Source organism: Delftia sp. HK171 (assembly GCF_001886655.1).
Classification (GTDB): Bacteria; Pseudomonadota; Gammaproteobacteria; order Burkholderiales; family Burkholderiaceae_C; genus Comamonas; species Comamonas acidovorans.
In genome coordinates, this window is record NZ_CP018101.1 from 3,910,304 (window position 1) to 3,921,603 (window position 11,300).

An 11,300-nucleotide genomic window follows, 5' to 3' on the forward strand; every position below is an offset into this window, starting at 1 on the left:
GCGCTTCAGGAGCCCGGGAGGTCCCGGTACATGACGAAGCGCGCCACGCGGCGCGTGATCAGCCAATGGCCTTCGGGACTGCGGCCAAAGGCGTCATCGAACTCGCCAACGAGCTGGCGCGGTTGGGCCGGGCGGCCGTGCGGCGTGATGGCATCGGCCTCGTCGCAGGACCACAGCAGCACCTGGCTGCGCGCGCTGGCGCGGTCCGGGCCTTGCAGTTCCACCAGCGTGTTGGTGACCAGATGCCGGGTCATGCGGCCCGCAGGACGCCGGGAGTACGCGGCGGCGATGGCTGCGCGCCCGCCCAGCACTTCGCCGCCGGGCCGTTGCAGCTGGCCGTCTTCGGCAAACAGCTGCGCCAGGGCCTGGGCATCACCGGCATCCGCAAAGGCAGCAGCGCGCAGCACCAGGTCCAGGCAGGCCTGGCGGGCCAGCAGCCGGTCGATTTCATGGTTCATGTTTCTTGTCTCCCCGGAATTCGCAGCCTGCGATGGGCTGTCTTGATCCAGGCCCCAAGCATTCCACGCTGGCATAGATCCGGCCAATGCCGGAGCCCCGGCCATCAATGCGTTTTTCTTATGGGACAATCAAAACACGGTTTTCCAACGTGCCGTTCAGCGCCTTTCCATGAACCTTTACCTTGCCCCCTGGACCGGCCCGGCCACCAGCAATCCTTCGCGTTTTCCCGAGTTGGCAGGCCATTTGCGAGCCATGCGCGCCATGCTGGGCGTGGTGCGCCACGGCAGCACCACGGGGGCCGCCCAGGCTATGCATCTTTCTCAGCCGGCCGTGGCGCGCTCGGTGCTGCAACTGGAAGAGGCCTGTGGCCTGCCGCTGTTCATGCGGGGGGCGCGCGGCATGATGCCGACCCCGCTGGGCAGCCAGCTGGCCGCCCGCATCGAGGCCATGCTCCAGCATCTGGGCAGCGGCGCGGCCGACGCCCAGGCCGCCGCCACGCTGGCGGCCAGGCGCCCTCCCCTACCCGAGCGTTTTGCCGAGACCGTGCCTGCTGGCCAGCTGCGCGCCCTCATGGCCATTGCCGACTGCGGCAGCGAATCCCTGGCCGCGCAGTGGCTGGGCCTGACGCAGCCCGCCGTGCATGCGGCGCTGCAGGGGCTGGAAGCCAGTCTGGGCATGCAGCTGTTCTACAAGCTGGCCTTCGGCACGCGGCTGACGCCGTCCGGCGAAGCGCTGCTGCGCCGTGTCAAGCTGGCCCTGGCCGAGGTGCGCGGCATGGACAGCGATATTTCCGCCTGGCGCGGCGAGATCCGGGGGCGTGTGGTGGTCGGCGTGCTGCCGCTGTCGGTGGGAATCTTCCTGCCGCGCGCGGTCGACAGCCTGGCCGCCAGCCACCCGGACATAGAAGTCAGCATCGTGGACGGCACCTACGAGAGCCTGGTGCAGCACCTGCTGAGCGCCGACATCGACGCCATCGCCGGCGCCCTGCGCGCCGACATGCCCTCCGATGAGGTACGCCAGCTGCACCTGTTCGACGACGATCTGGTCGTGGTGGCACCGGCCGGCCATGCCTGCCTGGACCGCGGCCAGCTGGTTCTGCAGGACTTGCTGCAATGGCCCTGGGTGTCGCCCCTGCCCGGCACGCCGGCCGATCGCGCCATGGTCCAGCTGTTCCGCAGCCAGGGCCTGGAGCCGCCGCGCGCCAGCCTGCGCGCCAGCAGCCCGACCATGACGCTGGCCTTTGTGCTGCAGACGGGCCGGCTGGCCCTGGCCTCGCGCGGACAGGCCCTGCAGGATGACCACGGCGGGCAGTTGTCCATCGTGCCCGTGGACCTGCCTTCCACACGCAGGCGCATCGGACTGGCCACGCGTGCGCTGAGCACGGCATCGCAGGACCTGGAGCTGTTCATGCAGGCCTGCCGGCGGGCCGTGGGCGATCTGCCGGCCTAGCCTGAGCGCAGCGCTCGCTCAGCGACCCATCCAGTCGAGCAGTGCCCGCGACACCTGCTGCGGCTGCTCCATGGTGCTCATGTGGCCGCTGTCCTCGATCACCACCAGCTCGGCGCCCGGGCACAGGGCCTGCATGCGTTCATGGCGTGACAGCGGGCTCCAGGCATCCTGGCGACCGCAGGCCAGCAGGGTCGGGCAGCGCAGTTGCCGGAGCACATCGCCCGCATCGGGGCGGTTCAGCAAGGCATTGATCTGCGCAGCAAACACCTCGGGCGTGAAGCGCGCCACCATGTCGAGCACCTCGCCAAACAGTGGCGTGTCAAGCCGGTCGGGATGCACCATGCCGCGCGCCCATTGCAGGCCCATCTCGCGCATGCCGCTGTGCCGGGCGATCTGCAAGAGCGCCATGCGCTTGGCGCGTTCGCTCTCGCCGGCCTCACCCGGGGCGATGGGGTCCATGCCGGTGTCCAGCAAGGCCAGCCGTTCCACGCGCTGGGGAGCCATGCCGGCAATGGCCAGGGCCACGCGCCCGCCCATGGAATGGCCCGCCAGCGAAAACCGCTCGGCCGCCACGCAGTCCAGCACAAGGCGCGCCATGTCTTCGATGGTGGCCGCCGCGCCATAGGACGGAACAATGCACTCGGCAGCACCGGCAAAGGACAGGGCCGCCTGCTGCTCGTGCCAGACCGTCTCGTCGCACAGCAGGCCCGGCAGAAGTACCACGCAAGGCCGGCTCATGCTGCGTTCTCCAGGATGAGGTGTCCGACAGCGGTGTTCGATGCCGGCACATGGTAGAAGCGGTGGTTGACCTTGGGCAGCGGCGCGGGGCCATCCACATCGGCCATGGCACCGCGCGCGATCAGCCACATCACCAGCTCGATGCCTTCGGAGCCAGCCTCGCGCACGTAGTCGATATGCGGCATCTTGGCCAGGCCGGCAGGGTTCTCGATCAGCAGGTCCAGGAAGCGGTTGTCCCACTCCTTGTTGATCAGGCCCGCGCGCGCGCCCTGCAGCTGGTGGCTCATGCCGCCCGTGCCCCAGATCTGCACGTTCAGGTCTTCGTCGAAGCTTTCCACGGCGCGGCGGATGGCGCGGCCCAGGTTGAAGCAGCGCTGGCCCGACGGCACGGGGTACTGCACCACGTTCACGGCAAACGGAATCACCGGGCAGGGCCAGGCGCCCGTGCGTGCGTCCTGCTGGCCGCACATCAGCGACAGCGGCACGGTCAGGCCGTGGTCCACGTCCATCTTGTTGACGATGGTCAGGTCGAAGTCCTGCTGGATCACCGACTGCGCGATGTGGCTGGCCAGCTCCGGATGGCCGACGACCTTGGGCACGGGGCGCGGGCCCCAGCCTTCGTCGGCGGGCTGGTATTCAGCGGCCGTGCCGATGGCAAACGTCGGGATGAAGTCCAGGCTGAAAGCGGTCGCGTGGTCGTTGTAGACCAGGAAGATCACGTCGGGCCTGTTGTCCTTGAGCCATTGGCGCGAGTGCTCGAAGCCCTTGAACAAAGGCTGCCAATAGGGGTCGCCCGCCTTGCCCAGATCCATGGCCGCGCCGATGGCGGGCACATGCGAGGTGTAGACGGATGCGGTGATGCGTGCCATCAGATGCCTTTTTCCTGTCTTTCCTGCTCATGCAGGTAGCGGTTTCCTTCGATGCTGCGTCCGCCGCCCAGCATCATCTGGCGGTAGCCCTCCTCGCTCATGCCGCTCATGGTCGAGACCATGTTCTGCACGCTGACGCCGTCGGTGGCGCCGATCTTCACGAGGAAGTAGATGTTTCCGCCCAGCGCAATGCAGCGGTTCAGGTCGCGGTCCAGCACGGCCTGTCTTTGCTCGGCCGTCATGGCCCATTCGCCCAGATAGGCGCGCTCGTCAGCCCGAAAGCGCTCGCGGTTCTCGGCCTTCATCAGCGACATGCAGAACTGGTTGAGCCAGTAGCCCTGGCGGGATTGCTCGGCGTCGAAGACCGTGGTTCCCGGTACGTCGAGATAGGGTTTGTCCAATGCCATGGAAGTGTTTCTCCTGCGCTTGGGCGCTCGGGCGCGTGCTCACGGATAGGGGTTCAAGGATCAAGCACCAGGCGCTCGCAGCGCGCCACCCCCCGGCGCCAGGGCGCGGCCGGCGCCCGTGGCCCACACGGCCAGCGCAGCGGCAATCAGCGGCAAGGCAAAGACGTAGTACAGCGAGGCAGGCTGCCAGCCACCGTCCAGCAGCAGGCCAGCCATGGTGGGCGCCACGATGGCGCCTATGCGCCCAATGCCTATGGCCCAGCCCATGCCGGTGGCGCGCACCTGGGCCGGATAGGTGGCCGGCACCAACCCGTACAGCCCGGCCATGGAGGCGAACAGGAACACGCCCACGCCCACCGCTGCGGCGAACGCCCAGCCCAGGCTGGCAGAGGCCAGGCCGAACAGCGCGGTGAACAAGGCATTCAGCAGCAGGCTGCCCATGGCCAGATGCCGCAGCTTGGCCTTGACCGCCAGCAGGCCGAACAGGCTGCCGCCGGCAATGCCGCCCAGGTTGAGCAGCACGCCGCCCGTCACGCCCTGCTGTGCCGACAGGCCGGCCTGCACCAGCAGCTTGGGCGTCCAGCTCAGGGAAAAGTAGACGCTGAACATCAGCAGGAAGAAGCCGGCCCAGAGCATGAGCGTGGGGCGCGCCAGGCCGTTCCTGAACAAGGCGGCCACTGTATTGCCCTGCTGGACGTCACCGCCAGCTTGCGCGGGCAACTGCAGCATGGCGGGGTGCCCCATGAGTGCCATCAGGCGGTTGAGCTTTTCCAGCGCACGCGCCGGGCGACGGCCCATCAGGAAATCCACCGACTCCGGCAGGCGCCACAGCACGATGGGCACCATCAGCGCCGTGGCCAGGCCGCCGAACACAAAGACCGAGCGCCAACCATGGTGTGTCAGCAGCCAGGCGGCCATGAGTCCGCCCAGCGTGGCGCCAATCGGATAGCCCGTGGCCTGCAGCGCAATCGCCGTGCTGCGCCATTTGTTCGATGAATACTCAGAGGTGATCACCCCCACGCTGGCCAGCATGCCGCCAATGCCCACGCCCGTCATGGCGCGCAGGGCTGCCAGCTCGACATGGCTGCGCGCTGCCGCAGACAGCAGCATGCCCACGGACACCAGCACCAGGCACAGCACGATGATGGGTTGCCGGCCACGGCGGTCGGCCACGGGCGCCAGGAACAGCGAGCCCAGGGCCATGCCGATCAGACCGGCGCTGAACAGCACGCCCAGCTGCGCCCCGTTGAGCTTCCATTCGGCAGCGACGGCCGAGGCGGTGAAGGCCATCACCAGCACATCGAAGCCGTCCAGCATGATGAGCAGGATGCAGATGGCCACGGCCAGCCACTGGAACGGCGCCATGGCGCCCTCGTCCATCGTCTTGCGGATATCTTTCATACAAGTCCTTGTCGGAGCAGGTTGTCTCTTTGCCCTGGCAGGCGCTTTGCGCCCAGGCCAGGTTCTTCTGTGGGAAAACTGGGGGCGGCCTGCATTCGGAGCGCACAGCGCCTACATTCCCCAGTGCAAAAAGTATCTCCACGCCAGCCTTTCCAGGCCAATGCCGACGGACGCGCAAGCTATGCGTTCTATTGATGGCCGCGTGCAAAAAGGCCGGCCACCCAGAGGTGACCGGCCTTCGTTCATCAAGAATCCAGGACCTGAGCGGGCTGCCTCAGGTGCAGTCCCCTCTCATGCCAGCCTCCCCAGTCCTGCCAGCAGCTTGTCCAGCGTGATCGGGTAGTCGCGCACCCGCACGCCGGTGGCGTTGTGGATGGCGTTGGCAATGGCTGCGCTCACGCCGCAGATGCCCAGCTCGCCCACACCCTTGGCTTTCATGGGCGAGGCCATGGGATCGACCTCGTCCAGAAAGATCACTTCCTGGTGCGGGATGTCGGCATGCACGGGCACCTCGTAGCCTGCCAGGTCATGGTTGACGAAATAGCCCAGGCGCGTGTCCACGGCCAGCTCTTCCATCAGTGCCGCGCCCACGCCCATGGTCATGGCGCCGATGACCTGGCTGCGGGCCGTCTTGGGATTGAGGATGCGGCCGGCCGCGCAAACAGCCAGCATGCGGCGCACGCGGACCTCGGCAGTGAAGGTGTCCACGGCGACCTCCACGAAGTGAGCGCCAAAGGTGGACTGCTGCATCTTCTTGTCGAGCACGCCGAATTCGATGGCGTCCTCGGCCGTCAGGTCGGCGTCGCCGGCAGCGCTGGCCAGGGCCCGGCGCTTGCCGCCCGCCTGCACATGCCCATCCGAGAATTCGGCCGTCGCCGGGTCCATGCCCAGCTTGCGCGCCACGGCCTCGCGCAGCTTCACGCAGGCGGCATAGACGCCGGAGGTGGCACTGGCCGCGCCCCATTGCCCGCCCGAGCCGGCCGAGACGGGAAAGCCGGAATCGCCCAGCCGCACGCGCACCTGCTGCAGCGGCAGGCCCAGCATCTCGGCCGCCGTCTGGGCAATGATGGTGTAGCTGCCCGTGCCGATGTCGGTCATGTCGGTTTCCACGGTGAGCATGCCCTGCCTGTCCAGGCGCACGCGGGCGGCGGACTTCATGACAGGGGCGCCTCGGTAGGCGCCGGCCATGCCCAGGCCAATCAGCCAGCGCCCTTCGCGTCGTTGGGCCGGCTGGGGATTGCGTTGGCTCCATCCGAAGCGCTCGGCGCCCGTGCGCAGGCACTGCACGAATTCACGGCGGGAAAACGGCTTGTGCTCCTGGGCAGGGATGCCCTCCTTCGCCTTGGGTTGCGGCTTCTTGCCGCTGTCCGGCACCACCTGGGTGTCGTTGCGGATGCGCAGCTCCACGGGATCGATGCCGAGCTTTTCCGCCAGCTCGTCCATGGCAACCTCCAGGGCCATGTGCCCCGTGGCCTCGCCGGGGGCGCGCATGGCATTGGCCTCGGGCAGGTCCAGCACGGCCAGGCGCGTGGCGGTCATGCGATGGGTGCCGGCATACATGCGGCGGGTCTGGTCCACGGCACCGTCCGCCGATCCCCCGGACTGGTCGCCCGACCAGCTTTCGTGGCCGATGGCGGTGATTTTTCCGTCCTGCCCTGCCGCGATGCGCACACGCTGGATGGTGGCCGGGCGGTGCGTGGTGTTGTTGGCCATCAGCGGGCGCTGCAGTGCGACCTTGACGGGCCGGCCTGCCGCTCGCGCCCCCAGTGCGGCCAGCAGTGCATCGGCCCGCAGGAACAGCTTGCCGCCAAAACCGCCGCCAATGAATGGCGAGACCAGGCGCACCTTGTCCTTGGGAATGCCCAGCGTCTTTGCCAGCTCGCCCTGCCCCCAGGCAATCATCTGGTTCGAGGTCCATACCGTGAGCTGGTCGCCCTTCCATGCGGCCAGCGTGGCATGGGGCTCCATCATGGCGTGCGACTGGTCTGGCGTGGTGTATGTGGCGTCCACCTTCACGGCGGCCGAAGCGAAGGCGCCTTCGAAATCGCCAATGGCCGTGTCCGGCGCATCGCCATTGATGCTGTCGGGTGGCACGGCGGAGTCCTTGGCCTTGGCCAGGTCATAGGCGCCAGCCACGGGCTCGTAGTCCACACGGACCAATTGCGCGGCAGCGCGCGCCTGCTCGAAGGTTTCCGCCACCACCAGGGCCACGGCCTGGTGGTAGTGGGCCACCTGGGGGCCTGCCAGCAGCGGCGCGGTGTTCATCTTGCCCTGGCCCAGCTTGCCAGCGGTCTGTGCGGTGACGATGGCGAGCACGCCGGGCGCGCGGCTTGCCTGCGCCAGCCCGATGCTGCGGATGCGGCCCTTGGCAATGGCCGAGCCCACCACATAGCCATAGGCCGGGTGCTGGACCACGTCATGCCGCTCATAGGCATACGGCGCCGTGCCGGTGGTCTTGAGCAGGCCGTCGATGCGGTTCATCGGCTGGCCGATGATCTTGAGCTGGTCAATGGGGTTGACCGTTGCGGGGGTGTCGAATTTCATGGCGTCAGTTCCTGGCCTGGTCCAGCACGGAGGCAAGCGTGCGCTCGGCCAGCGTGAGTTTGAAGGCGTTGTCGTGCGTGGGCCGGGCGCCTGCCAGCAGGCGGTCGGTGACGGCCTTGGCTCCCTGCGGCATCTGTGCTTCGGCCGCCTCCAGCCGCCAGGGCTTGTGCGCCACGCCGCCCAGGGCCACGCGCCCGCTGCCGTCGCGCTGCACGATGGCAGCCACCGACACCAGCGCAAAGGCATAGGAAGCCCGGTCGCGCACCTTGTGATAGATGTGCGTGCCGCCCGGCGGGGGCGGCAGGGTGACGGAGGTGATCAGTTCGCCGGCCTGCAAGGCCGTCTCTACATGCGGCGTGCTGCCGGGCAGCCGGTGGAAGTCGGCAATGGGGATGACGCGGGCCTTGCCGTCGGCCTGGATGGTTTCCACCGTGGCGTCCAGCGCGCGCAGCGCCACGGCCATGTCACTGGGATGGGTGGCAATGCAGGCCTCGCTGCCGCCGATCACCGCATGCTGGCGGCTCACGCCGGCAATGGCCGAACAGCCGCTGCCCGGCACGCGCTTGTTGCACGGCATGTTGGTGTCGTAGAAATACGGGCAGCGGGTGCGCTGCAGCAGATTGCCGCCTGTGGTCGCCATATTGCGCAACTGGCCCGAGGCGCCGGCCACCAGGGCGCGCGTCAGCACGCCGTAGTCGCGGCGCACGCGCGCATGGGCGGCCAGGTCGCTGTTGCGCACCAATGCGCCTATGCGCAAGCCGCCCTGCGCGGTGGGCTCCACGGTGTCCATGCCGGTGCCGTTCACATCGACCAGATGCACGGGGGTTTCTATCTGCAGCTTCATCAGGTCCAGCAGATTCGTGCCCCCGGCGATGAAGCGGGCGCCCGGCCGGGCCGCCACGGCGGCGGCAGCCTGCGCGGGGGACTGGGCGCGTTCGTAGGTGAAGGCAATCATGTCCTGCCCTCCCCCGCCACTTCGGTGATGGCATCGACGATGTTGGAATACGCCCCGCAGCGGCACAGGTTGCCGCTCATGCGTTCACGCAGTTCATGGGCCGACACCAGGGGCTGGGCCACGATGTCTTCGCTGGCATGGCTGGGCATGCCGCGTTTGATTTCATCGAGCATGCCTACGGCAGAACAGATCTGCCCCGGCGTGCAGTAGCCGCACTGGAAACCGTCGTGCCGCACGAAGGCGGCCTGCATGGCGTGCGGCGACTGCGGCGTGCCCAGGCCTTCGATGGTGGTCACGGCGGCGCCCTGGTTCATCACGGCCAGGCTCAGGCAGGACACCACGCGCCGGCCATTGACCAGCACCGTGCAGGCCCCGCACTGGCCATGGTCGCAGCCTTTCTTGGTGCCGGTCAGGTGCAGGTGCTCGCGCAGGGCGTCGAGCAGCGTGGTGCGGGTGTCCAGGTCCAGGCGGTGTTCCTGGCCGTTCACCTGCAGGGTGACGGGCAGTTGGACCCCTTCGGGGATGGAGGGAGGCTGCACTTGCGCGCCGGCCGATCGAGGCACGGCCGTTGCCGCAGCCGTGGAGGCACCTGCGATCAGCAGGTCCCTGCGGGAGACGGAAAGCTGGGGGTTGTGTTCCATGGGGCGTCCATCGTGTGGGCTTGTTCGTGGGACGTGCACGCCGTGGCGGACACGCTGCCCCAGCATCGGCGCCTGAGCTGGGTCAGGCTGTAGGTGAGGGACCCATGTCCGGGACATCGAGGTTTGCGATGTCGGCTCAGCCAAGGACCGCAACGGCCAAGCCATCGACAAGGAAAAATCCGGCCACCGCATCCCTATAATTGCGACCGATTCTTATTTCCGACCTTCATCTCCACAGGCCTTCGGGGCTGTCTTCCAGAGTTTCCAGACCGTGTCTGCTCCACACTGCGCCACCTCGCACAGCGATGTTGAAGCCATCTACAGGGCGCATCACCCCTGGCTTCTGGGCTGGCTGCGCCGCAAGCTGGGCGGCTCGGACCACGCGTCCGACCTGGCGCATGACACCTTCGTTCGCCTGCTGTCCACCCAGACAGCACGCGGCGATCTGCAGATGCGCGAGCCGCGCGCCTACCTCACCACGGTGGCGCGCAACCTGCTGATCAACCACGTGCAGCGCCAATCGCTGGAGCGAGCCTGGCTGGACACCCTGGCGCAAATGCCCGAGCCCATGGCGCCCTCGCCCGAGGAGCGGCTGCTGATCCTGCAGACGCTGCACCAGATCGACGCCATGCTCGACGGCCTGCCGCCCAAGGTGCGCGAGGCCTTCCTGCTGTCGCAACTGGACGGACTGACCTACGCCCAGGCGGCGGAGCGCCTGGGGGTGACCGAACGCACCATCAAGCGCTTCATGGCCCAGGCCTTTGCGCAGTGCATCGTGCTGGTCTGCTGATGGGCGCTTCGTCCACCTCCAGCGCCATCGATGCGCGCGCCGCGCGCGAAGCAGCCGAATGGCTGGTGCGCGTTCAATGCGAGCCGCAAGATGCGGGCCAGGCACAGGCGCTGGCCCGCTGGCGCGCAGCCGATCCGCAGCACGAAGCCGCCTGGCAACGCGCCGAGCTGGTGATGGGACGCGTGGGCACGGCCACAGCGCCATCCGGCAACGGCGCGGCCCTGGGCCCGCTGGGGGCGGCGGCCCTGAGGGATGCAGGGAGCGCCCGGCGCCGCGCCACCACGCAGCTGCTGGCCGCGCTGATCGTGGCCGGGCCTGCAGGCTATCTGGCCTGGCGCGCCGGACCGTGGTCGGCCTGGTCTGCCGACGTGCGCACGGCCACGGGCGAGCGCCGCGAACTGCAGCTGCCAGACGACAGCCGCATGCAGCTGGATACCGGCAGCGCCGTGGACATTGCCTTCACCGCCATGGAGCGCCGCCTGGTACTGCGCGCGGGCGCCGTGTGGATACAGACCGCTGCCGATGCGGCCGGCCGCCCGTTTCTTGTGCAGACGCCGCAGGGCACGGCGCTGGCCCTGGGCACACGCTATGCGGCGCGCATTCTGGACGATGAGAGCACCCTGGTCGTCGTGCGCGAAGGTGCGGTGCAGCTGCGCCCGGCACGGGGCGGCGAGCCCGTGCGCGTGTCGGCGGGCCAGCAGGCGCGCATGGGCAGCGGCGCGGCAGAGCCTGTGCAGCCCGCTGGCCTGGCCTCGGACGGCTGGACGCAGGGCGTGCTCTATGCCGAGAAAACGCCGCTGGGCGAATTCGTGGCCGAACTGTCGCGCTACCGGCCCGGCATTCTGCGCTGCGACCCGGCCGTGGCCCGTCTGCCCGTGAGCGGCGCCTTCCAGCTGCGCGACACGGACCAGGCCCTGCTGGCGCTGGCCGCTTCGCTGCCGGTGCGCATCCACCAGCGCACGCGCTACTGGGTGCAGATTTCGGGCTTGGCCGCGCCCTGAGCCTGCGGCATGTCCCCTTTTGCGGGATCGGCGGTCATACAGGAAG

The 11,300-nt window shown here is 68.5% G+C and carries 11 protein-coding genes; 3 read left to right on the plus strand and 8 right to left on the minus strand.

The window, feature by feature from the left end; translation table 11 throughout:
* Positions 1 to 5: 5 nt before the first annotated feature.
* A complete protein-coding gene (locus BO996_RS17595) occupies positions 6 to 458 on the minus strand; it encodes a nuclear transport factor 2 family protein (protein WP_071955952.1) in 453 nt (150 codons plus the stop codon).
* Positions 459 to 627: 169 nt separating this feature from the next.
* Between BO996_RS17595 and BO996_RS17600 the strand changes: the two genes are divergently transcribed.
* Entirely contained in the window at positions 628 to 1,908 is a 1,281-nt protein-coding gene (locus BO996_RS17600) for a LysR family transcriptional regulator (protein ID WP_071955953.1), read from the plus strand.
* A gap of 18 nt (positions 1,909 to 1,926) precedes the next feature.
* Here the strand turns inward: BO996_RS17600 and BO996_RS17605 are convergent, their stop codons facing one another.
* From BO996_RS17605 to paoA, 7 genes are all read right to left on the minus strand, one after another.
* Positions 1,927 to 2,646 carry an alpha/beta fold hydrolase gene (locus tag BO996_RS17605; RefSeq protein ID WP_071955954.1) on the minus strand — a complete coding sequence of 240 codons (720 nt, stop codon included), beginning with the start codon at positions 2,644 to 2,646 and terminating at the stop codon, positions 1,927 to 1,929.
* The gene (locus tag BO996_RS17610) at positions 2,643 to 3,515 is read right to left on the minus strand and encodes a class III extradiol dioxygenase subunit beta (protein ID WP_012205638.1); all 873 of its coding nucleotides are present in this window, start codon (positions 3,513 to 3,515) and stop codon (positions 2,643 to 2,645) included. Before BO996_RS17610 ends, BO996_RS17605 begins: the two co-directional genes overlap by 4 nt.
* Positions 3,515 to 3,922, minus strand: a complete 408-nt coding sequence (gene ligA / locus BO996_RS17615; protein ID WP_071955955.1) for a protocatechuate 4,5-dioxygenase subunit alpha — start codon at positions 3,920 to 3,922, stop codon at positions 3,515 to 3,517. Before ligA ends, BO996_RS17610 begins: the two co-directional genes overlap by 1 nt.
* Before the next feature lie 60 nt (positions 3,923 to 3,982).
* Positions 3,983 to 5,323 (minus strand): MFS transporter, encoded by a 1,341-nt coding sequence (locus BO996_RS17620; protein WP_071955956.1) that lies wholly within the window; start codon positions 5,321 to 5,323, stop codon positions 3,983 to 3,985.
* A 291-nt stretch (positions 5,324 to 5,614) separates the two neighbouring features.
* A complete protein-coding gene (gene paoC / locus BO996_RS17625) occupies positions 5,615 to 7,867 on the minus strand; it encodes an aldehyde oxidoreductase molybdenum-binding subunit PaoC (protein ID WP_071955957.1) in 2,253 nt (750 codons plus the stop codon).
* A gap of 4 nt (positions 7,868 to 7,871) precedes the next feature.
* Entirely contained in the window at positions 7,872 to 8,822 is a 951-nt protein-coding gene (locus BO996_RS17630) for an FAD binding domain-containing protein (RefSeq protein WP_071955958.1), read from the minus strand.
* Positions 8,819 to 9,463, minus strand: coding sequence for an aldehyde dehydrogenase iron-sulfur subunit PaoA (gene paoA / locus BO996_RS17635; protein WP_071955959.1), 645 nt, complete (start codon positions 9,461 to 9,463; stop codon positions 8,819 to 8,821). Before paoA ends, BO996_RS17630 begins: the two co-directional genes overlap by 4 nt.
* Before the next feature lie 271 nt (positions 9,464 to 9,734).
* On the opposite strand from paoA, the gene BO996_RS17640 reads away from it, so the two are divergent.
* A complete protein-coding gene (locus BO996_RS17640) occupies positions 9,735 to 10,253 on the plus strand; it encodes a sigma-70 family RNA polymerase sigma factor (protein ID WP_043822453.1) in 519 nt (172 codons plus the stop codon).
* Positions 10,253 to 11,254 carry a FecR domain-containing protein gene (locus tag BO996_RS17645; RefSeq protein WP_071955960.1) on the plus strand — a complete coding sequence of 334 codons (1,002 nt, stop codon included), beginning with the start codon at positions 10,253 to 10,255 and terminating at the stop codon, positions 11,252 to 11,254. Before BO996_RS17640 ends, BO996_RS17645 begins: the two co-directional genes overlap by 1 nt.
* The last annotated feature ends 46 nt before the right edge of the window (positions 11,255 to 11,300 follow it).